Origin of the sequence: Mycolicibacterium iranicum (genome assembly GCF_014190915.1) — a bacterium.
Taxonomy (GTDB): Bacteria; Actinomycetota; Actinomycetes; order Mycobacteriales; family Mycobacteriaceae; genus Mycobacterium; species Mycobacterium iranicum_B.
Window position 1 is genome coordinate 49830 of the sequence record NZ_JACHVU010000010.1, and the last position, 19854, is coordinate 69683.

The following is a 19854-nucleotide window of genomic DNA, read 5'->3' on the forward strand; positions in this document are numbered from 1 at the left end:
ACTACTGTCGTGATGTGGCAGACGTCCGGCTGGTCGACATCATCGACGTGCTCGAGGCCGCCTACCCACCGCGCCTGGCCGAGAGCTGGGATTCCGTCGGGCTGGTGTGCGGCGACCCGGCCGAACCGGTCGAATCGGTCACGGTCGCCGTCGACGCCACCGCCGACGTTGTGGCACAGGTGCCCGAGCGCGGGCTGCTGCTGGCGCACCATCCGTTGCTGCTGCGCGGTGTGGACACCGTGTCGGCCGGAACCGCCAAGGGCGCCCTGATCCACTCGCTGATCCGCACCGGACGGGCCCTGTTCACCGCGCACACCAACGCCGACAGTGCGTCGCCGGGGGTCTCCGATGCGCTGGCCGAGGCGCTCGGCCTGGAGGTGACCGGCGTGCTGTCACCCGCGAAGGCGCGACCGAATCTGGACAAGTGGGTCGTGTTCGTCCCGGTCGAGGACGTCGACGCGGTGCGGTCGGCGATGTTCGACGCGGGGGCCGGCCGGCTCGGGGACTACTCGCAGTGCAGCTGGAGCGTGACCGGCGGCGGACAGTTCCTTCCCGGCGACGGCGCCTCGCCGGCCATCGGCTCCGTCGGCACCGTCGAGCACGTCACCGAGGACCGGGTGGAGATGGTGGCCCCCGCAGGGGCGCGCGCAGCGGTGCTGGCCGCCCTGCGCCACGCCCACCCGTACGAGGAACCGGCCTACGACATCCTGGCCCTGCAAGCCCCGCCGGGCGACGTCGGCCTCGGTCGTATCGGAACCCTGTCCGAACCGGAACCGTTGGCCTCGTTCGTATCCCGGGTGCGTCGTGCGCTGCCCGCGACCTCCTGGGGGGTCCGGGCCTCCGGCGATCCGGAGGCGACGGTGTCGCGCGTCGCGGTGTGCGGCGGTGCGGGGGATTCCTTCCTCACCGACGTGGCCGCCGCCGGGGTGCAGGCCTACGTGACCGCCGATCTGCGGCACCACCCCGCCGACGAGCACCGCCGCGTCTCGGACGTCGCGCTGGTCGACGTGGCGCACTGGGCCAGTGAACACCCGTGGTGCGGGCAGGCGGCGTCGCTGTTGCGCCGCCACTTCGGCGCCGCGTTGCCGGTCACCGTCTCCGAAGTGCGCACAGACCCATGGAATGTCGAGGAGTGCTGACATGAAAGCCGCCGTGGCACAACAGCAGATGCTGGCCGAGCTGGCCGAGCTGGATGCCGAGATCAGCCGGGTCGAGCACCGGACGAAGAACCTGCCCGAGCAGAAGACGGTGGAGGAGGCGCAGGCCGCGCACCGCGAAGCCGAGGACCGCCTCGCCGCGCTGCAGATCGCCCTGGACGACATCGACGGCCAGGTGGCGAAGTTCGAGACCGAGATCGACGGGGTGCGGCAGCGGGAGGACCGCGACCGCGCGCTGCTGGAGGGTGGAACGGTGGATGCCAAGCAGCTCACCGACCTTCAGCACGAACTCGAGACCTTGCAGCGGCGCCAGGCCAGCCTGGAGGACGCCCAGCTGGAGGTCATGGAGAAGCGCGAGGAGCTGGCCGCCCAGCAGGCCGAGGCGCGCGCCCGCATCGAGGAGCTGCAGACCGTGCTGGCCGACGCGCAGCGGGCCTGCGATGACGCCCGCGCCGAGCTCGCCCGCACCAGGGACCACTCGGTGGCGCGTCGCGCCGAGCTGGCCGGAACCATCGACGAGGCCCTGGTGACGCTCTACGAGCGGCAGCGGGCCCGCGGCGGGGTCGGCGCCGCGGTGCTGCAGGGCCGGCGGTGCGGCGCCTGCCGGCTGGAGATCGACCGCGGCGAGTCGGCACGGATCGCGGCCGCCGCGGACGACGACGTGCTGCGGTGCCCGGAGTGTTCGGCGATCCTGCTGCGCGTCAAAGGGTTTCGGGCGTGAAGGTGCTCGTCGAGGCCGACGGGGGTTCACGCGGAAACCCCGGACCGGCCGGATACGGCGCGGTTGTGTGGTCGGCCGACCGCGGGTCGGTGCTCGCCGAGGCGAAGTCGGCGATCGGCACCGCCACCAACAACGTCGCCGAGTACCGCGGGTTGATCGCGGGCCTGGAAGCCGCGGCGCGGCTGGGCGCCACCGACGTCGAGGTGCTGATGGACTCGAAGCTGGTGGTGGAGCAGATGTCGGGCCGCTGGCGCGTCAAGCACCCGGATCTGACGCCGCTGAACCAGACCGCCCGCGACCTTGCCCGCAGATTCGAGCGGATCTCCTATGCGTGGATTCCGCGCGCGCAGAACGGCGTCGCCGACCGGCTGGCGAACGAGGCGATGGACGGCGCGAGCACGACCGAGGTGGTCACCAACCCCGCGGGGTGGACGGGCGCCCAGGGTGCGCCGACGAAGCTGCTGCTGTTGCGCCACGGTCAGACGGCCCTGTCGGTGGAGCGCCGCTACTCCGGACGGGGCAACCCGCCGCTCACCGAGCTCGGTACCCAGCAGGCCGGCGCCGCGGCGCGCTACCTCGGGGACCGGGGTGGGGTCGACGCCGTCCTCGCCTCACCTCTGCAGCGTGCCCGTGACACCGCCTCGGCCGCCGCGGCCGCGCTCGGACTCGACGTCGTCGTCGACGACGACCTGATCGAGACGGATTTCGGTGCGTGGGAGGGGCTGACGTTCCGGGAGGCCTCCGAGAAGGACCCCGAGCTGCATCGGCGCTGGCTGCGCGACACGTCGGTGCCGCCCCCGGGCGGGGAGAGCTTCGATGCGGTCGCGACACGGGTGCGCGGTGCGCTGCAGCGCATCCTGGCCGAGCATGCGGGGCAGACGGTGCTGGTGGTGTCGCACGTGACGCCGATCAAGACCCTGCTGCGGATGGCGCTCGATGCCGGGCCCGCGATCCTGTACCGCCTGCATCTGGACCTGGCGTCGCTGTCGATCGCGGAGTTCTACCCCGACGGTGCCGCGTCGGTGCGTCTGGTCAACCAGACGGCCTACCTCTGATCGGTGTGCAGGTGCACGCGCTCGCCGTGCAACCCGAACAGGGCGATCGCCTCCACCGGTCCGTCGACCACCCCGAACCAGTGTGGGGTCCATGTTGAGAACTCAACGGCCTCACCGGGTTTGATCGTGAAATCCCGGTCGCCGAGCATCAGTCGCAGTTGTCCTGACAGCACGTACATCCAGTCGTGGCCCTCGTGGACGGGGAGCTCGTCCGGAGGTGTGCGCCGACGCGCGCTGATGCGGATCTTGTAGGCGTGCAGTCCGCCGGCGGGGCCCTGCCCGGTCAGCGGCCAGAACGTGATCTGGTTGTGGGTGTGGGACTGCCCACGCACGCGGGGGTCCTCGACGTCGGGCGAGCGCAACAGCTCGTCGGTGCTGACCGACAGGGCGCCCGCCAGTCGCGGCAGATGGTCCAGCGCGAGCCGCCGCTTCCCGGATTCCAGTCGGCTCAGCGTCGAGATGTCGATATTCGACCGCGTGGCAACGTCTTCGAGCGTCATGCCGCGCTGGAGTCGTAGGTCGCGCAGCCGCCGGCGGACACGGGCGTCGACCCCCTCGTCGTCCTCATTTGCCTTCATGGCAAAACAGCTTGGCATGTATGAACGTGCGCGGCAAGGTGGGGTCATGGACAAGATCTGGGATTGCGTGGTGGTCGGCGGCGGAGCCGCGGGCCTGAGCGCGGCACTCGTGTTGGGCAGGGCCAGGCGGCACACGCTGGTGGTGGACGCCGGGGCGCAGAGCAACCTCGCGGCTCACGGTATCGGTGGCCTGCTGGGTTTCGACGGGGTCGCCCCGTCGGAGTTGTACGCCAAGGGCCGGCGCGAGTTGGCCGCGTACCCGACCGTCGAGGTGCGCGCCGGCGAGGTGCTGGTGCCGACCGTGGGAGAGGACACCTTCACCCTGGAACTGGCGGACGGCAGCGTCGTGCACACACGGCGGGTGCTGCTCGCGATGGGCATGCGCTACGAGGCGCCCGATCTACCGGGATTGGCTGCGCTGTGGGGTGATTCGGTGTTCCACTGTCCGTTCTGCCACGGCTGGGAAGCGCGGGACAAACCGCTGGCGGTGCTGGCGAACGGTGACCGGGGCGTGCACATGGCCACGATGCTGCAGGGGTGGAGTGACGATGTCGTCCTGCTGACCAATGGCCCGGCCGAGGTGACCGCCGACGCGCGGGCGCGGCTGACTGCTGCGGGGGTGCGCCTCGACGAACGCGCCGTCGCGGAGGTCGCCTCGGAGAACGGGGAGATGACCGGCGTGGTGTTCGCCGACGGGACGACCCTGGCGCGGGGTGGGCTGCTCGTCGCCACCACCTTGCATCAGCGGTCGGCGCTGGCGGCGAAGCTCGGAGTGGAATTCGCGGCGCCGGGACCGATCACCGCCGAGGCGATCCGGGTCGACGGCGCGTGGCGCACCTCGGTTCCCGGGGTCTTCGCGGCCGGCGATCTCAGCGTCCCGATGCCGCAGGTGGCCGCTGCGATCGCTTCGGGTTCGGCCGCCGCCGCGGCCGTGGTGGGAAGTTTTCTGGAGGAAGGATGACAATGTCTGAGGTCAAACAACATTGGGAAGAGCGCTACGCCGAGCGGGATCGCATCTGGAGTGGGCGGGTCAACCCCTGGCTCGCCGACGTCGCCGAACCGCTGCCTGCCGGCCGGGCGCTCGATCTGGGGTGCGGTGAAGGCGGGGACACACTGTGGCTCGCCGAGCGCGGCTGGCAGGTCGTCGGGGTCGACATCTCCGACACCGCACTGGGACGTGCGGCCGAGGAGACGGCCCGGCGCGGGCTGACGGACCGGGTGCACCTGGTGCAGATGAACCTGTCCGAGTCGTTCCCCGACGGCACCTTCGACCTGGTGTCGGCGCAGTTCCTGCAATCGATGGTCCACCTGGACCGCGAACGTATCTTCGCCGCCGCCGCCCGCGCCGTCGCACCCGGCGGGCTGCTCATCGTGGTGGATCACGGTGCGGCACCGCCCTGGGCGCCGCAGCACATTCTCGACCACGTTTTTCCCGGCGTCGACGAGGTGTTCGCGGCCATCGATCTCGGACCGGGGCGGTGGGAGCGGCTCCGGGTCGGGTCGGTCGAGCGCGATGCGGTGGGCCCGGACGGGCAGCCCGGTGTGCTGGTGGACAACCTGATCGTGGTGAAGCGGCTGTCCACGGACTAGTCACCATGGGTTGTCGGTGGGCGGCGGTAGCGTCGGGGCATGTTCGAAAGTATGTTCGAAATCGATGCCGCGGCGTCGCAGGCCGACCTGCGGGCGATGGTCGAGCGCTGTGAACGGCTCAAGGCCCGGGCTGCCGCCGCCCAGGCCCGCGCGACCGCCCTGTGGGCGGCACGGCGAACCGCCGCCGAGCGGGCCGCGGGTATCCGGGCCGACAAACGGGGGAGGGGTCTCGGTGCCGAGGTTGCGCTCGCGCGCGGCCAGGCGCCTCAGACGGGCGGGCAACATCTGGGCTTCGCCAAGGCATTGGTACACGAGATGCCCTGCACCCTTGCGGCATTGGAGTGCGGGGCGCTCACGGAGTGGCGGGCGACGCTGATCGTGCGGGAGTCGTCCTGCCTCAGCGTCGCGCACCGTCGCCAACTCGATTCCGAACTGTGCGCCGACGTCGCCGCGCTGAAGGGTTGGGGGAACAGACGGGTCGAGGCCGAAGCGAAGAGGATCGCCGCACGCCTGGACGCCGCAGCGGTGGTGGAGCGCATCGACAAGGCGGCCGCGGCTCCGCGGGTGTCTTGCCGGCCGGCGCCGAACGGCATGGTGTACTTCACCGCCCTGCTGCCGCTGGCCAAAGGAGTTGCTCTGTACGCGGCGTGCACGCGTGCCGCCGACACCACGTTCGACGAGCGCTCCCGCGGCCAGATCATGACCGACACCCTCTACGAACGCGTGACGGGACGTCCCGCGGGACAACCGGTGCCGGTCGAGCTGAACCTGGTGATGGCCGACACGACGCTGTCCGGCGACGACGAGGAACGCGGCTGGCTGGACGGCTACGGGCCGGTCCCGGCCGGGTTCTGCCGAACCCTGATCGGCGAAGCCGCCGCCGACGCCGAAACCAGGGCGACGTTGCGGCGGCTGTATCGCCACCCGCGGTCGGGTCAGCTGGTCGCGATGGAGTCGCGCGCGCGAATCTTCCCGAAGGGATTGGCCCGGTTGTTGGAGCGGCGGGACCAGACGTGCCGGACCCCGTACTGCGACGCCCCGATTCGGCATCACGACCACGCGACGCCCCACCGCGAAGGAGGGAAGACCAACGGGCGGAACGGGTTGGGTCTGTGTGAGGCGTGCAATTACGCCAAAGAGGCGCCCGGATGGGCGGTCGACACCTACTGCGAGGACGGCGCGCACACCGCGGCGTACACGACGCCGACGGGGGCGACGTATTACTCGGTCGCCCCGGCGCTGCCGGGACCTCCGGTACGCCGGCAGGTCAGCCTGATGGAGGGCAGGCTGAGCGTCGACCTGGTCACCTTCGACGCGGCCGCCTGACCGGCGGGCGCCGCATTCATTACGTATTTCGGCGCCGCACCCATTACCTTGTGAGTGCGGATGAGCTGGCTGGGCGGCCGCGGCACTCAGGTGTCGAGGAAAGTCCGGACTTCACAGAGCAGGGTGATTGCTAACGGCAATCCGAGGTGACTCGCGGGAAAGTGCCACAGAAAACAGACCGCCACCACCACGTCTTCGGACCGGTGGAGGTGAGGGTGAAAAGGTGCGGTAAGAGCGCACCAGCATCCCGGGTGACCGGGGTGGCTAGGCAAACCCCACCCGAAGCAAGGCCAAGAAGGCCGCAACCTGGTTGCGGCCGCGCAGGCGCCCGAGGGCTGCTCGCCCGAGCCTGCGGGTAGGCCGCTCGAGGCACCCGGCAACGGTGTGTCCAGATGGATGGTCGCCGCCTCGCTGCCAGTTATGGCGGTGAGGAACAGAATCCGGCTTACAGGCCGGCTCATCCGCCCCCGGCGACCTCAGGACTTGCTTCTCGCTACATGAGGGTCGGTGCCGTCCTCCGATGCCCACGTCTCGTCCGAGGTCGGGTCGACGGGCCCGCCGGCCGTCCGTAATGGGCGTCAAGTGAGCTGAACGTGTGCGAGTCTCATTATCTGCGCCATGTGGCCGAGCTGTGCTGTCGAAGCCGATGACTGATGTTGAAGCACGGATCCAACACCGGCACCCATCGCCGCGGGCAATTTGTATAAGGAGGGGGCATCAAACGGGAGACTGGATCGTCTTGAATTCTGTTCGCGCACAACGAGCTCAAATCCTCTCGGCGTCTTCGCCCCCTAGCTGCCCCGGGCTCTGAATGCCCATGTTGGTGATTGACTCGCATACTGAATAAGGGGTAGGCGAACGTCGTCGGCTGCTTCTTCTGATCATCGATTCGTGACGTGTTGGCGCCTTGGGGCCGGGCCGTCCGGATCGGTCAAAGGTCGCGCCCGAGGCGAGTTCATCTTTCGGCGCGCTCGTATGTATCCCGCCTGTTTATACGCACCGCCGCGACGTGATCCTTATCTAACTGGCGGTTCGTCGAGTTTCTTTCGAGCGGCGTAGTTGAGCGTGCCGGCACTGAAGATGATGTACCTAAGCCGGGTAATCAAGCTGCAACGAAGGTCTCAGTTAATCGCTGGACCACTGCGCAACGGTGGCCCGCGGTATTCGCCCATCGGCATTTCGGCGTTCGCAGCAAATATTCACGAATGCGTTAACCGCCGTCGTGAATCGTGATGCAATCGATGCACAATTGGAGGGGGAAGGAAAATGAAGGGTGTCTATACGGCTCTGACCACGGCGGCAGCGATAGCGAGCTCGGTCTCGATTGTGGGATTGGCCCCATCTGCCAACGCGCAACAGAACTGCTTCACCGACCAGGTGCGCCGAGGTATTTTCGGGCTGCAATTTTTGACGCGCACGATGTGCGATGGGCCGGTCCTGCCTGATGGCTCGTGGATGCGTCACCGTTTGATCGGGATTCCGGCGCACTACAGAAACGCGAGTTCAAGCTGCACAAGCGGCACGTACACCAGCAACTGCACCTACTACGAGGCCGGGTGGGTTCGCGAACAGATCTATGAAGAAGACTTCTACCCGGTGCGACCAGAAACTGTGCTGCCCGACGAGCCGGGCCACATTGGGTGATCACCTATGCAAGCGCCTTACCGGCCTAGTCCACGCAAGTCCTCGATTGGGATGCTCCGGCTTACAGGCCGGCTCATCCGCCCCCGGCGACCTCAGGACTTGCCGACGGATTTGTCCAGTTGCTTGAGCGCGTCCTCGATCTGCTCTTCGCACCGTCGCGCCAGATCGTCCTCGAGCTGGTACAGCAGCCCGTAGGTGAAGGTGTCCTCGCCTGCGGTGTGGGCCACCTCGGCCTGGCGACTGAGGTGGGTGCGGCTGACGACGCTGTCCTGGTGATCGCCGAGCAGTGACTGGATCGCCTTGGCGCGATCGGCCACCTTCGCATCCCCGGTGGCCGCCGCGGTGTAGCGAAGAGCCTTGGCGCGCTTGCGGATCCGATGCAGGGCCTCGTTCGACTCGTCCGCGTCGACCTCGGGATCGCCGGCGGCGACCCGCGCGGCCTTCGCTGCCTTACGGACCCTCTTGTAGGCGGAGTGAATGGTGAGCTCGGCGGGCTCCTCACCCGTGGCCGACTTCGGCGGCTCCGTGGCCACCAGCGCTTCGAGCGCGTCGAGCAGACGGAAGTAGCGCTGCGAGCGCATCGCGGTCAGCGACCGCCTCCATCCGGTCTGATAGCGCTTCTTAGCGCCCTCCACCAGGCGTTCCCGCACCGGACCGCGCACCGTGGCCTCGGGCAACCCGTCGAGCGCACGCTCGTAGCGTTCGGCGAGGACCTCGGCGTCACGCGCCACCCCCAGCACCGCCGCGAGCTCCCGCAGCTCGTCGAGCACCCACGCATGGGCGTCGATGTCGAACGATCCCTCGGAGGACTGCAGCAGGCTGCGTATCTTGCGGGTCGTCACCCGCATCTGGTGGACCGAATCCCACACGTCGGAGCGGACCGCCCGATCCCACTCGATGAGTTCTCGGACATGCTGCGCCACCGCGCGGCGCGCCGGGTCCTTGATCGCCCCGGGCCCCTTCCCGGAATCCCCGGCCGCCGGGGCGCTCGACAGCACGCGCGCGAGCTTCGACCCGTGGCCGGCCGGCTGCGCACCTGCGTCCAGCAGTCGGTTGGTCAACCGGTCGAACAGGTCGCCGTCGGCGCCGGGTCGCAGTTCGAGTTCCCATTCGCGCCAGCGCTGTTCGTCCCCGCCGACCGCGCTGGCCGTCACTTGGTCGTCGCAGAACTCGGCGATGACCTCGCCGTCGGACCCGTAGAGCAGCTCCACGGTCCTGGTCGTGTCGATGCGCGCGACCGGGGTCAGCGGCCGGTCCCGCACGATCGCGAGCACTATGTCGCGCAGACTCTCCGGCACCTCCGGATGCTCGGGGGAATCGTCGTCGGAGAGAGGGGCGTGGACCTCGGTGCGGGTCTCGCCGCCCTTGGGCAGCTTCAGATGCCACGCGGCGTCCGTTCCACCCGTGCGGCGACGCAGCGTGATCTTGTTGCGGGCCAGATCATGACCCGGGGTGTCGAAGTACACAGCGGCCAGCGACTGTGACGGCGGCCGCTCGACGCGGGCGACGGACGACAGGCCTTCGAAGGAGGGGGAGACGGTGGACTCGACCACCTCGAACTTCCGCTCGGTCTCGGTGTACCTGGAGGTTTCGGGCGATTTGGCGGCCATGGTCACCTTCGTCTCTGGCGTGATGCGGGGGACCATAGCCTGCCACACGGAGATGAATCTCCAGCCTGGCCAGGTCTCGGCCGTGCAGCGGCGGGGCCACGCTCGGGTGTCGCCTCCACCAAAAAGTAAAGATTTCTCTTAATATCGGCTCATGAGTCCAAACCAGAGGCTCGACGACTACCTCGACCGCGACGGTGCCATCGCCGTCCCGGCCGGGGTCACGCTGACCTCCTTCCTCGACAGCAATGCCGCCACCTTCGGCGACGCCCCCGCATACCGGTACCTCGACTTCGACGGCGATCGCACGATCGAGCTCAGCTGGACGCAGCTGCAGACGCGGCTGCGCGCGGTGGGTGCCCGGCTGCAACAGGTCACCCAGCCCGGCGACCGGGTCGCGATCCTCGCGCCCCAGGGCGTCGACTACGTGGTCGCCTTCTTCTCCGCGCTGCAGTCCGGGGCGATCGCGGTACCGCTCTTCGCGCCCGAGCTGCCCGGCCACGCCGAGCGCCTCGACGCCGTACTCGACGACGCCCGACCCACGGTGGTGCTGACGACTTCGGCTGCGGCCGAGGCGGTTCGGACGTTCCTGCGCGGGGTGCCGCGGCCGCGCCGCCCCCGTGTCATCGCGGTCGACGCCGTGCCCGATGCGATCGGCGCCGACTTCGTGCCCGCCCCGCTGCAGACCGACGACATCGCCTACCTGCAGTACACGTCCGGGTCCACCCGCGCGCCCGCGGGCGTCGAGATCACCCACCGCTCGGCGTGCACCAACGTCGTCCAGATGATCCTGTCGGTCGGTCTGAACCGCGGTATCCGCAGCGTCAGCTGGCTCCCGCTGTTCCACGACATGGGCCTGCTGATGATCATGTTCCCTGCGCTGGTCGGCGGGCACATCACGCTGATGTCGCCGGTGGCGTTCGTGCGCCGGCCCTACCGGTGGATCCGGGAACTCGGCGCCTCGGATCTCCCGACGTTCGCCGCGGCCCCGAACTTCGCCTTCGAGCTCGCGGCGCAGCGGGGCCTCCCGCCCGCCGGTGACGACCTCGACCTGAGCAACGTCGCCGGACTGATCAACGGCTCGGAGCCGGTGAGCATCGCCTCGATCGACGCGTTCAATGCCGCCTTCTCTCCCTACGGGCTGCCCGCCACGGCGATCAAGCCGTCGTACGGCATGGCCGAGGCCACATTGTTCGTCTCGACCATCGCTCCCGATGCGCAGGCCGGCGTGGTCCACCTCGACCGCGCACAGCTCGGCGCCGGGCATGCCGTCCCGGTCCCGCCGGACCATCCCGACGCCGTCGCGCAGGTCTCCTGCGGGCGGGTCGCGCGCAGCCAGTGGGCGGTCATCGTCGACACCGGCACCGAAGCCGAACTGCCGGACGGGCAGGTGGGCGAGATCTGGCTGCACGGCGAGAACATCGGCAACGGCTACTGGGGCCGTGCCGACGAGACCGAGCTGACGTTCCAGAACAAGCTGCAGTCCCGCCTGCTCTACGGCAGCCACGCCGACGGCTGCGCCGACAACGCGCTGTGGCTGCGGACCGGCGACCTGGGTGTCTATTTGGACGGTCAGCTGTACATCACCGGCCGCATCAAGGACCTGGTGATCGTCGACGGTCGCAACCACTACCCGCAGGACATCGAGGCGACGGTCGCCGCAGCTTCCACGGCGGTGCGCGCGGGCTTCGTGACGGCGTTCTCGGTGCCCTCGGGCGGCCGCGAAGAAGTGGTGGTCGTCGCCGAGCGCGCACCCGGAGCAGGCCGCGCCGACGCCGGTCCCATCCAGGAAGCGGTCCGCGCGGCGGTGTCGCGGCGGCACGCGCTACCGGTCAGAGACGTCAAACTCGTTGCCGCCGGGGTGATTCCGCGGACCACGAGCGGTAAGCTCGCGCGCCGGGCATGCCGGGCGGCCTATCTCGACGGCACGCTGTAGAACGGCGGACGTTACAGTCCGGGGTGTGACTGATTACCAGACCCTCTCCGTCGACCAGTCCGGAGCCGTCGCCCGAATCACGCTGAACCGGCCCGACGCCGCAAACGGCATGAACGACACCATGACTCGGGAACTCGCCGCCGCCGCCGCGCGCTGCGACACCCCGGCCACCAAGGTCGTCGTCATCACCGGGGCCGGCCGCTTCTTCTGCGCCGGCGGCGACCTCAAGGACTTCGCCTCGGCCCCGAGCCGGGGCCGGCACATCAAGGGCGTCGCCGACGACCTGCACCGCGCCCTCTCGACGTTCGCTCGCATGGACGCGGTCGTGATCACCGCCGTGAACGGCGCCGCCGCCGGTGCCGGTTTCTCGTTGGCCGTGACGGGTGACCTGGTGCTGGCCGCGCAGTCGGCGTCGTTCACGATGGCCTACACGCGGGTCGGCCTCAGCCCCGACGGCAGCTCCTCGTACTACCTCCCGCGCCTGATCGGCATCGCCAAGACCAAGGAGCTGATGCTGACCAACAGGAAGCTGTCGGCCGACGAGGCGTCGCGGTGGGGTCTGGTCACCGAGGTCGTCGCCGACGACGAACTCGCCGCCCGCGCCGATCAGCTCGCCGAGCAGATGGCCACCACGTCGGCCGGATCCAACGGGGGAGTCAAGGCACTGCTGCTCGACACCTTCGGCAACGGGCTCGAGCAGCAGATGGAGCTCGAATCACGGCTGATCGCCCAGCGGGCGGAGTCCGCCGACGGACGCGAAGGGGTCGACGCGTTCCTGGCCAAACGCGCTCCGGAGTTCCGCTAGTAGGAGTGCTCCTCGGCGGGGAAGGTGCCGGTGGCGACCTCCTGCGCGTAGTCGGTCGCGGCGCGCCGCAGCTCGTCGCCGACGGCACCGAACCGCTTGACGAACTTGGCGGTCCGGCCGTTGGTCATGCCGGCCATGTCCTGCCACACCAGAACCTGGCCGTCGCAGTTGGGTCCCGCGCCGATGCCGACGGTCGGGATCGTCAGCTTGCCGGTGATCTGCGTGGCCAGCTCGGCCGGCACCATCTCCATGACGACGGCGAAGGCGCCGGCTTCCTGGACGGCGATCGCGTCGTGGATGGTCTGCTCCGCGGCGTCGCCACGGCCCTGGACGCGGAAGCCACCGAGGCCGTTGACGCTCTGCGGGGTGAAGCCGATGTGGGCCATCACCGGGATGCCGGCGGCGCTCACCGCGGCGATCTGGGCGGCGACGCGCTCGCCGCCTTCGAGCTTGACGGCGTGGGCGCCGGTCTCCTTGAGCATGCGGGTCGCGGTGGCCAGGGCCTGCTGGGGGCCGGCCTCGTAGCTGCCGAACGGCAGGTCGGCCACGACGAGTGCGTGCGGGGCGCCGCGGACGACACCGCGGACGAGCGGGATCAGCTCCTCGATCGTGACCGGGACGGTGGTGTCGTACCCGTAAACGACGTTGGCGGCGGAATCGCCGACGAGCAGCACAGGGATCTGCGCTTCGTCGAACACTGCGGCGGTGGAGTAGTCGTAGGCGGTGAGCATGGCCCACTTGTGCCCTTCGGACTTCCACTTGTGGAGATGATGAGTGCGTACTTTCGTCCGCGGCTTGATCTCAGCCGCAGCACCGTAGACGGTCTGCTCAGACATCGTTGTCCCCTCAGAGGGCTTCGTCGTTTCGAATCCTCGTGGCCGTACCGGTCCCCGGGTTCGCTGACACGACAAGTGTGCCACCGCGTCACCGGAAGTTGAACAGTGCGTTAAGTGGATTTCCTCACACCCGTCACCGCCGGGCATACGATCGCGGCATGCAACGGCTCAGCGGACTCGATGCCAGCTTCCTCTACCTGGAAACCGCCGCTCAGCCGCTGCACGTCTGCTCGATCCTGGAGCTCGACACCTCCACCATGCCCGGTGGTTACTCCTTCGACACCCTGCGTGAGAACCTGCGCCTGCGCATCAGGGCGATGCCCGAATTCCGTGAACGCATCGCGGATACCCCGTTCAATCTGGACCACCCAGTGTGGGTGGAGGACAACGACTTCGACGTCGACCGGCACCTGCATCGCATCGGTCTGCCCTCGCCGGGCGGCCGCATCGAACTCGGCGAGATCTGCGGGCACATCGCCTCGCTGCCGCTGGACCGCACGCGTCCACTGTGGGAGATGTGGGTCATCGAGAACGTCGGCGGCACGCACGACGGGAACACGGCACCGACCGGCGGCCGTATCGCGGTGATGACGAAGGTCCACCACGCCGCCGTCGACGGCGTCACGGGGGCCAACCTGATGTCGAAGCTGTGCACCACCGAGCCGGATGCGCCGGCACCCGATCCCGTCGACGGGCCCGGCGGCGGCAGTGATCTGGAGATCGCGCTCAGCGGGGCGGTGCGGTTCGCGACCCGGCCGCTCAAGCTCGCCAACGTGGTGCCGGCGACGGTGTCCACGGTCGTCGACACCGTCCGGCGCGCCCGCTCCGGCCTGACCATGGCGCCGCCGTTCACCGCCCCCAGGACCGCGTTCAACGCCAACGTGACGGGTCACCGCAACGTCGCATTCGCCCAGCTGGACCTCGACGACATCAAGAAGGTCAAGAACCACTTCGGCGTGAAGGTCAACGACGTGGTGATGGCCCTGGTCTCGGGAGTGCTGCGCACCTTCCTCCTCGAACGCGGGCAGCTGCCCGAGAACTCCCTGGTGGCGATGGTCCCGGTGTCGGTGCACGAGAGGTCGGATCGCCCGGGGCGCAACCAGGTGTCGGGGATGTTCGCCAAGCTCGAAACCGGCATCGAGGACCCGGCCGAACGACTGCGCGCCATCGCCCAAGCGAATTCGGTTGCCAAGCAACATAGTTCGGCGATCTCGGCGACCCTTCTGCAGGACTGGACGCAGTTCGCGGCCCCGGCGGTGTTCGGCACGGCGATGCGCGTCTACGCGCGTAGCCGCCTCAGCGGCGCCCGGCCGGTCCACAACCTCGTCGTCTCCAACGTGCCCGGCCCGCAGGGCGAGCTGTTCCTGCTCGGCTGCGAAGTCAGGGCGATGTACCCGCTCGGCCCGATCTTCCACGGTTCCGGGCTGAACATCACGGTCATGTCCCTGTCGGGCAATCTCGACGTCGGCATCGTGTCCTGCCCGGAACTGCTGCCGGACCTGTGGGACCTCGCCGACGACTTCGACGTCGCGCTGCGCGAGCTGCTCGACGCGACGACGTAAGAACCCCCGCTCACGCGCCTCGCCAGCGCAGATCGGCGTCCATGGCAGCATGTGGTCCCATGAAGCTCAAGACCGGTGTCGTGCGACCCGGCCTGCTCCTTTCGCTGTCGGCGCTGCTGGTGGCCGGCTGCAGCCAGGTCGTCGAGGGGCGTGCGGAGATCTCCGTGCCGCGGCCCGGAACGCCCATCGCCTGGGAGGAGTGCGAAGCCGGCGCATCGGACCAGACCGGCATCCCGCCCGGCGCGGAGTGCGGCATGCTGTCGGTTCCCGTCGACTGGGACGACGCCGACAACCCCGACGGTGACATCGCCCAGATCGGGGTGCTGCGCATCAAGGCCACCGGCGAGAAGATCGGGTCTCTGGTCATCAACCCCGGCGGACCGGGCAAGTCGGGCAAGGAATCGGCGGCCCTGATGGCCGCGACGCTGCCCAAGGAACTGCGGGAGCGGTTCGACCTCGTCGGCTTCGACCCCCGCGGGGTGGCGAGTTCGACGCCCGCGGTCTGGTGCAACAGCGACGCCGACCGCGACCGGCTGCGCGCCGACAACGTGGTGGAGTACACGCCCGAAGGCGTTGCGCACCTGGAGAAGCTGACCAAGGAGTTCGTGCAGCGCTGCGTGGACAAGATGGGCGTCGACTTCCTCGCCAACGTCGGGACCGCCGATGTGGTCAAGGATCTCGACGCGCTGCGGGCCGCTCTGGGCGACCAGAAGCTGACCTATCTCGGCTACTCCTACGGCACCCGCATCGGCGCCAGCTACGCCGAGGCCTTCCCGCAGAACGTGCGGGCGATGGTGCTCGACGGAGCCATCGACCCTAACGCCGACCCGATCGAGGCCGACGTGCGACAGGCCGCGGCATTCCAGAAGGCGTTCGACGACTACGCCACCGACTGTGCGATCGACCCGGACTGCCCCCTGGGCACCGACCCGGCCAAGGCCGTCGACGTCTACGAATCCCTGGTCTATCCGCTGGTGGACACACCCGCCGACACCAAAGACCCCCGCGGACTGAGTTACAACGACGCCGTCGTCGGCACGATCCTGCCGCTGTACTCGCCGGGATTGTGGCGCCACCTGACGCAGGCGCTCACCGAGGTCAAGGAAGGCCGCGGTGACACCATGCTCGCGCTGGCCGATCTCTACAACGGCCGGGACGCGCAGGGGCACTACAACAACGAGGTCGACTCACGGATCGCGGTGAACTGCGTCGACAAGCCCCCGGTCACCGACCGCGCGAAGCTGGTGGAACAGGACCGCCGCGTCCGCGAGGCCGCCCCGTTCATGTCCTATGGCGAGTTCACCGGCCTGGTGCCGATGCCGACGTGCGCGATGTGGCCGGTGCCGCCGACGACCACGCCCCACGAGATCAACGTCGACGGGCTGCCACCCATCCTGGTGGTCTCCACCACGAACGACCCGGCCACGCCGTATCAGGCCGGTGTCGACCTGGCGCGCCAACTCGACGGCACCCTGGTGACCTTCGAAGGCACCCAGCACACCGTGGCGCTGCAGGGCGACGCCTGCGTCGACGACATCACCACGCGCTACCTCGTCGACGTCACCGTGCCTCCCGCGGACACCCGGTGCTGACCATCGCCGTCGTGGGCACGGCCGACCTGCCGGAGCTCGCACCGCTGATGCGGGGCTACTGCGATTTCTACCGGGTCGACCCGTCCGACGACGAGCTCGCCGCCATGTCGCGGGCGCTGATCGCCAACCCCGACGAGGGTGTGCAGTTGATCGCCCGGGACGCCGCGGGGACGCCTCTGGGATTCGCGACCATCTTCTGGACCTGGCAGACCCTCTACGCGGCCCGTGTCGGCGTCCTCAACGACCTCTACGTCACCCCGGAGTCCCGCGGCACCGGCACCGGCCGGGCTCTCATCGCCCACGGCCTGCAGCTCTGCCGCGACCGGGGCGCTGCGAAACTCGTGTGGGAGACAGCGCCGGACAACGCGACGGCGCAACGACTTTACGACGGGATCGGCGCCGAGAAGTCGACCTGGCTGACCTACGAACTCGACGCCTGATAACAGCCCGGTCACCTTTGCGTCCCGGGGGCGACCGTCGCCGGGTTCCCGTGCAACGATGTTCGCCATGCTGCGCGCCGGACGGATGATCGCGGCGCTGGCCCTGCTCCCGGCCGCGCTGTGCCCAGTGGCGTCGGCGGCGCCGGCTGCGGTCGACGAGCCGTATTCGGCTGCGCCGGTGTGGAGTTCGTGTTCGACCTTCGTCGACACGTCCGCCGTCCCCGCCGCGAGGTGCGGGACGGTCGCCGTTCCCGTCGACTACGCGAAACCCGATGGCGCGCAGGCACAGTTGGCCGTCATCAAGGTGCCCGCCACCGGTCGGCGCCTCGGCGTCCTCGTCGTCAACCCCGGTGGCCCCGGAGCCTCGGCGGTCGACACCGTCGCCTCGATGGGCGCCGCGCTGGCCGACACCGAGATCGGCCGCAGCTTCGACCTCGTCGGCATCGACCCCCGCGGCGTCGGGCACTCCACACCGGAGCTGCGGTGCCGCACCGACGCCGAGTTCGACGCCTACCGGGCCGAACCGCTGGCCGACTACAGCCCGGCCGGCGTCGCCCACATCGAGGACGTCCTGAAGCGTTTCGCCGCGCAGTGTCTGGACCGGATGGGGGCGGACTTCCTGGCCAGTGTCGGCACCGCGAACGCGGCACGGGACATGGACGTCGTCCGCGCTGCGCTCGGCGAGGCGCAGATCAACTACCTCGGGTTCTCCTACGGCACGCAACTCGGCGCGGTCTACGCCGCGCGTTATCCCGACCGGGTCCGCGCGATGGTCCTCGACGGCGCCGTCGATCCCAGCCAGGACCCGATCGCCGAGAGCCTCGACCAGATGGCCGGCTTCCAGAAGGCGTTCGACGACTACGCCGCCGACTGCGCCGAATCCGCAGGTTGCCCGCTGGGCACCGACCCCGCCCAGTTCGTCGCACGCTTCCAGCAGCTCGTCGACCCCCTCGTCGCCCGCCCCGCGGCGACCACCGATCCGCGCGGGCTCGGATACCAGGACGCCATCACCGGCACGGTCAGCAGTCTGTACTCCCAGCGGTACTGGCCGTACCTCACCAGCGGGCTGCTCGGCCTGCAGAGGGGCACCGACCCCGGGGATCTGCTGCTGCTGGCCGACGACTACCAGCAGCGGGACCGCAACGGCCACTACAAGAACCGCCAGGACGCCTTCACCGCGATCCGCTGCGTCGACGCGGTGTTCCCGACCGACTCCGCGGCCTGGGTCGAGGCCGACCGCCGCTCCCGCGAGATCGCCCCGTTCCTGTCCTACGGCTCGTTCACCGGTTCCGCGCCCCGCGATGTGTGTGCGATGTGGCCGGTGCCGCCCACCTCAGTCGTCGGGCCCGCGACCTCCCCGGGCCCGGGCAAGGTCGTCGTGGTGTCGACCACCGGCGACCCCGCGACGCCGTACGAGGCGGGGGTCGAACTGGCCCGGCAGATGGGCGCCGGACTGATCACCTTCTCCGGCACCCAGCACACCGTCGTCTTCAACGGCGACGCGTGCGTCGACACCGCCGTCGTCGCGTTCCTGACCAACTCGACGCCACCGCCCGCCGGATTGCGCTGCTAGCAGCGCCGTAACACAGAATTAACAGGCGGAACCTAGGCTTCGATCATGGATCGGCAGAAGGAATTCGTGCTGCGCACGCTGGAGGAACGCGACATCCGCTTCGTCCGGCTGTGGTTCACCGACGTGCTCGGATACCTGAAATCCGTCGCCATCGCCCCCGCCGAACTCGAGGGCGCCTTCGAGGAGGGCATCGGCTTCGACGGCTCGTCGATCGAGGGCTTCGCCCGGGTGTCCGAGGCCGACATGGTCGCGCGCCCCGATCCCTCGACCTTCCAGATCCTGCCGTGGGCCGACGGCTCCGGAAAGCCCCACTCGGCGCGCATGTTCTGCGACATCACAATGCCCGACGGTTCACCGTCGTGGGCCGACTCGCGCCACGTGCTGCGCCGCCAGCTGTCGAAGGCCAGCGACCTCGGCTTCTCCTGCTACGTGCACCCCGAGATCGAGTTCTTCCTCCTCAAGCCCGGCCCCGACGACGGCACCCCGCCCGTGCCGGCCGACAACGGCGGCTACTTCGACCAGGCCGTGCACGACTCGGCGCCGAACTTCCGCCGGCACGCGATCGACGCCCTGGAACAGATGGGCATCTCGGTCGAGTTCAGCCATCACGAAGGCGCCCCCGGCCAGCAGGAGATCGACCTGCGCTACGCCGACGCACTGTCCATGGCCGACAACGTCATGACCTTCCGCTACCTCGTCAAGGAGGTGGCCCTCGGCGACGGCGTCCGGGCGTCGTTCATGCCCAAGCCGTTCGCCGAGCATCCCGGGTCGGCGATGCACACCCACATGAGCCTGTTCGAGGGTGAGACCAACGCGTTCCACAGCCCCGACGACCCGCTCCAGCTCTCCGACATCGGAAAGTCGTTCATCGCAGGCATTCTCGAGCACGCCAACGAGATCAGCGCCGTCACCAACCAGTGGGTGAACTCCTACAAGCGGCTGGTGCACGGCGGTGAGGCGCCGACCGCGGCGTCCTGGGGTGCGGCCAACCGCTCGGCGCTGGTGCGGGTTCCGATGTACACCCCGCACAAGGTGTCCTCGCGGCGCGTCGAGGTGCGCAGCCCCGACTCGGCCTGCAACCCGTACCTGACCTTCGCGGTCCTGCTCGCGGCCGGACTGCGCGGCATCGAGAAGAACTACGTGCTGGGCCCGCAGGCCGAGGACAACGTCTGGAGCCTCACGCCCGAAGAACGCCGCGCGATGGGCTACAAGGAACTGCCGGGCAGCCTCGGGGTCGCGCTGTCGGACATGGAGAACTCCGAATTGGTCGCCGAGGCGCTCGGCGAGCACGTCTTCGACTTCTTCCTGCGCAACAAGCGCAGCGAGTGGGAGAACTACCGCAGCCACGTCACGCCCTACGAGCTGAAGACCTACCTGTCCCTCTGACAGGGCTGTGTCCCTGGCGGGCCGGGGCCCGCGCTACCTTGATGGC

The 19854-nt window shown here is 69.2% G+C and carries 17 protein-coding genes and 1 other RNA gene; 15 read left to right on the plus strand and 3 right to left on the minus strand.

The features are described 5' to 3' along the window. The first annotated feature begins 14 nt into the window (after positions 1–14). The 3 genes from FHR72_RS19700 to FHR72_RS19710 are packed head-to-tail and all read left to right on the plus strand — an operon-like array spanning position 15 to position 2933. Positions 15–1139 (plus strand): Nif3-like dinuclear metal center hexameric protein, encoded by a 1125-nt coding sequence (locus FHR72_RS19700; RefSeq protein ID WP_183471237.1) that lies wholly within the window; start codon positions 15–17, stop codon positions 1137–1139. A 1-nt stretch (position 1140) separates the two neighbouring features. Further along, positions 1141–1878: a zinc ribbon domain-containing protein gene (locus tag FHR72_RS19705; protein ID WP_183471239.1), complete on the plus strand. Its 738-nt coding sequence runs from the start codon at positions 1141–1143 to the stop codon at positions 1876–1878. Further along, positions 1875–2933, plus strand: coding sequence for a bifunctional RNase H/acid phosphatase (locus FHR72_RS19710; protein ID WP_183471241.1), 1059 nt, complete (start codon positions 1875–1877; stop codon positions 2931–2933). The genes FHR72_RS19705 and FHR72_RS19710 overlap by 4 nt, the downstream gene beginning before the upstream one ends. Here the strand turns inward: FHR72_RS19710 and FHR72_RS19715 are convergent. Next, on the minus strand, positions 2924–3511 hold the full coding sequence (locus FHR72_RS19715; protein ID WP_183471243.1) for a helix-turn-helix domain-containing protein: 588 nt from the start codon (positions 3509–3511) through the stop codon (positions 2924–2926). The genes FHR72_RS19710 and FHR72_RS19715 overlap by 10 nt on opposite strands. A gap of 46 nt (positions 3512–3557) precedes the next feature. Here FHR72_RS19715 and FHR72_RS19720 point away from each other — a divergent pair, with 46 nt between their 5' ends. The 5 genes from FHR72_RS19720 (at position 3558) to FHR72_RS26600 (ending at position 8071) form a co-directional block, all read left to right on the plus strand. Continuing rightward, on the plus strand, positions 3558–4472 hold the full coding sequence (locus tag FHR72_RS19720; protein ID WP_183471245.1) for an NAD(P)/FAD-dependent oxidoreductase: 915 nt from the start codon (positions 3558–3560) through the stop codon (positions 4470–4472). A gap of 2 nt (positions 4473–4474) precedes the next feature. Next, on the plus strand, positions 4475–5101 hold the full coding sequence (locus FHR72_RS19725) for a class I SAM-dependent methyltransferase (protein ID WP_396888485.1): 627 nt from the start codon (positions 4475–4477) through the stop codon (positions 5099–5101). A 39-nt stretch (positions 5102–5140) separates the two neighbouring features. Continuing rightward, positions 5141–6427, plus strand: coding sequence for an HNH endonuclease (locus FHR72_RS19730; RefSeq protein ID WP_183471249.1), 1287 nt, complete (start codon positions 5141–5143; stop codon positions 6425–6427). 61 nt (positions 6428–6488) lie between these two features. After that, positions 6489–6891, plus strand: an RNA gene (gene rnpB / locus FHR72_RS19735) — RNase P RNA component class A. A gap of 802 nt (positions 6892–7693) precedes the next feature. Continuing rightward, positions 7694–8071 carry a CDGP domain-containing protein gene (locus FHR72_RS26600; RefSeq protein WP_260156132.1) on the plus strand — a complete coding sequence of 126 codons (378 nt, stop codon included), beginning with the start codon at positions 7694–7696 and terminating at the stop codon, positions 8069–8071. A gap of 92 nt (positions 8072–8163) precedes the next feature. On the opposite strand, the gene FHR72_RS19745 is transcribed toward FHR72_RS26600, so the two are convergent. Then, entirely contained in the window at positions 8164–9681 is a 1518-nt protein-coding gene (locus FHR72_RS19745) for a CYTH and CHAD domain-containing protein (RefSeq protein WP_183471251.1), read from the minus strand. Between the two features lie 151 nt (positions 9682–9832). On the opposite strand from FHR72_RS19745, the gene FHR72_RS19750 reads away from it, so the two are divergent. Together FHR72_RS19750 and FHR72_RS19755 are read left to right on the plus strand one after the other, a co-directional pair. Continuing rightward, positions 9833–11614, plus strand: a complete 1782-nt coding sequence (locus FHR72_RS19750) for a fatty acyl-AMP ligase (RefSeq protein WP_183471253.1) — start codon at positions 9833–9835, stop codon at positions 11612–11614. A 25-nt stretch (positions 11615–11639) separates the two neighbouring features. After that, positions 11640–12419: an enoyl-CoA hydratase/isomerase family protein gene (locus FHR72_RS19755; RefSeq protein WP_183471255.1), complete on the plus strand. Its 780-nt coding sequence runs from the start codon at positions 11640–11642 to the stop codon at positions 12417–12419. Here the strand turns inward: FHR72_RS19755 and panB are convergent. Continuing rightward, complete coding sequence (gene panB, locus FHR72_RS19760; protein ID WP_183471257.1) at positions 12416–13255, minus strand: 3-methyl-2-oxobutanoate hydroxymethyltransferase; 840 nt, start codon at positions 13253–13255, stop codon at positions 12416–12418. The two genes, FHR72_RS19755 and panB, sit on opposite strands and share 4 nt — an antisense overlap. 158 nt (positions 13256–13413) lie before the next feature. On the opposite strand from panB, the gene FHR72_RS19765 reads away from it, so the two are divergent. Genes FHR72_RS19765 through glnA form a run of 5 tightly spaced genes read left to right on the plus strand, consistent with a single transcriptional unit; the run spans position 13414 to position 19808 of the window. Continuing rightward, positions 13414–14817: a WS/DGAT/MGAT family O-acyltransferase gene (locus tag FHR72_RS19765; RefSeq protein WP_183471259.1), complete on the plus strand. Its 1404-nt coding sequence runs from the start codon at positions 13414–13416 to the stop codon at positions 14815–14817. 59 nt (positions 14818–14876) lie between these two features. Further along, positions 14877–16409, plus strand: a complete 1533-nt coding sequence (locus tag FHR72_RS19770) for an alpha/beta hydrolase (protein ID WP_183471261.1) — start codon at positions 14877–14879, stop codon at positions 16407–16409. After that, a complete protein-coding gene (locus FHR72_RS19775; protein WP_311736198.1) occupies positions 16403–16849 on the plus strand; it encodes a GNAT family N-acetyltransferase in 447 nt (148 codons plus the stop codon). The genes FHR72_RS19770 and FHR72_RS19775 overlap by 7 nt, the downstream gene beginning before the upstream one ends. 58 nt (positions 16850–16907) lie before the next feature. Further along, positions 16908–18422: an alpha/beta hydrolase gene (locus tag FHR72_RS19780; protein ID WP_183471263.1), complete on the plus strand. Its 1515-nt coding sequence runs from the start codon at positions 16908–16910 to the stop codon at positions 18420–18422. A 45-nt stretch (positions 18423–18467) separates the two neighbouring features. After that, positions 18468–19808 carry a type I glutamate--ammonia ligase gene (glnA, locus tag FHR72_RS19785; protein ID WP_183471265.1) on the plus strand — a complete coding sequence of 447 codons (1341 nt, stop codon included), beginning with the start codon at positions 18468–18470 and terminating at the stop codon, positions 19806–19808. The last annotated feature ends 46 nt before the right edge of the window (positions 19809–19854 follow it).

What these genes read in the sequence shown, in the direction of transcription:
- FHR72_RS19705 (WP_183471239.1), top strand. Translation starts at nt 1,141, where the DNA reads ATGAAAGCCGCCGTGGCACAACAGCAGATGCTGGCCGAGCTGGCCGAG.
- FHR72_RS19715 (WP_183471243.1), bottom strand. Translation starts at nt 3,511, where the DNA reads ATGAAGGCAAATGAGGACGACGAGGGGGTCGACGCCCGTGTCCGCCGG.
- FHR72_RS19720 (WP_183471245.1), top strand. Translation starts at nt 3,558, where the DNA reads ATGGACAAGATCTGGGATTGCGTGGTGGTCGGCGGCGGAGCCGCGGGC.
- FHR72_RS19725 (WP_396888485.1), top strand. Translation starts at nt 4,475, where the DNA reads ATGTCTGAGGTCAAACAACATTGGGAAGAGCGCTACGCCGAGCGGGAT.
- FHR72_RS19730 (WP_183471249.1), top strand. Translation starts at nt 5,141, where the DNA reads ATGTTCGAAAGTATGTTCGAAATCGATGCCGCGGCGTCGCAGGCCGAC.
- FHR72_RS26600 (WP_260156132.1), top strand. Translation starts at nt 7,694, where the DNA reads ATGAAGGGTGTCTATACGGCTCTGACCACGGCGGCAGCGATAGCGAGC.
- FHR72_RS19745 (WP_183471251.1), bottom strand. Translation starts at nt 9,681, where the DNA reads ATGGCCGCCAAATCGCCCGAAACCTCCAGGTACACCGAGACCGAGCGG.
- FHR72_RS19750 (WP_183471253.1), top strand. Translation starts at nt 9,833, where the DNA reads ATGAGTCCAAACCAGAGGCTCGACGACTACCTCGACCGCGACGGTGCC.
- panB (WP_183471257.1), bottom strand. Translation starts at nt 13,255, where the DNA reads ATGTCTGAGCAGACCGTCTACGGTGCTGCGGCTGAGATCAAGCCGCGG.
- FHR72_RS19765 (WP_183471259.1), top strand. Translation starts at nt 13,414, where the DNA reads ATGCAACGGCTCAGCGGACTCGATGCCAGCTTCCTCTACCTGGAAACC.
- FHR72_RS19770 (WP_183471261.1), top strand. Translation starts at nt 14,877, where the DNA reads ATGAAGCTCAAGACCGGTGTCGTGCGACCCGGCCTGCTCCTTTCGCTG.
- FHR72_RS19780 (WP_183471263.1), top strand. Translation starts at nt 16,908, where the DNA reads ATGTTCGCCATGCTGCGCGCCGGACGGATGATCGCGGCGCTGGCCCTG.
- glnA (WP_183471265.1), top strand. Translation starts at nt 18,468, where the DNA reads ATGGATCGGCAGAAGGAATTCGTGCTGCGCACGCTGGAGGAACGCGAC.